Below are 1,747 nucleotides of genomic sequence, written 5' to 3'. Positions count from 1 at the left end.
GCAGCTGTACGCCGCGATCCGTCGCATCACCATCGCGTCCGGCAAGTCCAGCGACACCACGGTCACCCCGGTGTTCTGCGGCACCGCGTTCAAGAACAAGGGCGTCCAGCCCCTGCTCGACGCGGTCGTGCGCTACCTCCCGACCCCGCTCGACATCGAGGCCATCGAGGGCCACGACGTCAAGGACCCCGAGGTCGTGGTCAAGCGCAAGCCGTCCGAGGACGAGCCGCTGTCGGCCCTCGCGTTCAAGATCGCGAGCGACCCGCACCTCGGCAAGCTCACCTACGTCCGGGTCTACTCGGGCCGCCTGGAGTCCGGCACCGCCGTGCTGAACTCCGTCAAGGGCAAGAAGGAGCGCATCGGCAAGATCTACCGCATGCACGCGAACAAGCGTGAGGAGATCGCGTCGGTGGGCGCCGGTGACATCGTCGCCGTCATGGGCCTGAAGCAGACCACCACCGGTGAGACGCTGTCCGACGACAAGAACCCGGTCATCCTGGAGTCCATGGACTTCCCGGCGCCGGTCATCCAGGTCGCCATCGAGCCCAAGTCGAAGGGTGACCAGGAGAAGCTGGGCGTCGCGATCCAGCGCCTGGCCGAGGAGGACCCGTCCTTCCAGGTCCACTCGGACGAGGAGACCGGCCAGACCATCATCGGTGGTATGGGCGAGCTGCACCTCGAGGTGCTGGTCGACCGTATGCGCCGTGAGTTCAAGGTCGAGGCCAACGTCGGCAAGCCGCAGGTCGCCTACCGTGAGACGATCCGCAAGGCCGTCGAGCGCGTGGACTACACCCACAAGAAGCAGACCGGTGGTACCGGTCAGTTCGCCAAGGTGCAGATCGCGATCGAGCCCATCGAGGGCGGCGACGCCTCGTACGAGTTCGTGAACAAGGTGACCGGTGGCCGCATCCCGAAGGAGTACATTCCTTCGGTGGACGCCGGCGCGCAGGAGGCCATGCAGTTCGGCATCCTCGCCGGCTACGAGATGACGGGCGTTCGCGTCACGCTCATCGACGGTGGCTACCACGAGGTGGACTCCTCCGAGCTCGCCTTCAAGATCGCCGGTTCGCAGGCCTTCAAGGAGGCCGCGCGCAAGGCTTCGCCCGTGCTCCTCGAGCCGATGATGGCCGTCGAGGTCACCACGCCCGAGGACTACATGGGTGAGGTCATCGGCGACATCAACTCCCGCCGTGGCCAGATCCAGGCCATGGAGGAGCGGGCCGGTGCTCGCGTCGTGAAGGGCCTCGTGCCCCTTTCGGAGATGTTCGGCTACGTCNNCGAGAACCGGTGGAATGCCCCCGGCCCCGGGCTTTCCAGCAAAGATCACCTGGCGCCGATGAGTAAGGCGTACAGAACCACTCCACAGGAGGACCCCAGTGGCGAAGGCGAAGTTCGAGCGGACTAAGCCGCACGTCAACATCGGCACCATCGGTCACATCGACCACGGTAAGACGACCCTCACGGCCGCCATTACCAAGGTGCTGCACGACGCGTACCCCGACCTGAACGAGGCCTCGGCCTTCGACATGATCGACAAGGCGCCTGAAGAGCGTCAGCGTGGTATCACGATCTCGATCTCGCACGTCGAGTACCAGACCGAGTCGCGTCACTACGCCCACGTCGACTGCCCCGGTCACGCGGACTACATCAAGAACATGATCACGGGTGCGGCGCAGATGGACGGCGCCATCCTCGTGGTCGCCGCGACCGACGGCCCGATGCCGCAGACCAAGGAGCACGTGCTCCT

Annotated in this window: 1 protein-coding gene and 1 pseudogene; both read left to right on the top strand. The window is 65.6% G+C overall.

The window, feature by feature from the left end:
* Positions 1 to 1,276 (top strand): annotated as a pseudogene (locus tag AOK11_RS35330) (elongation factor G); the annotation flags it as partial.
* Between the two features lie 100 nt (positions 1,277 to 1,376).
* Positions 1,377 to 1,747, top strand: a 371-nt coding sequence (locus AOK11_RS35325; RefSeq protein ID WP_206188992.1) for a GTP-binding protein, incomplete at its 3' end; no start/stop codon positions are given.

The sequence above is a fragment of the Streptomyces hirsutus genome (assembly GCF_001418415.1).
In the GTDB taxonomy this organism is placed as follows: domain Bacteria; phylum Actinomycetota; class Actinomycetes; order Streptomycetales; family Streptomycetaceae; genus Streptomyces; species Streptomyces hirsutus.
The sequence above is the reverse complement of the archived record's forward strand: the minus strand, read 5'-3'. Positions and strand labels throughout refer to the sequence as shown.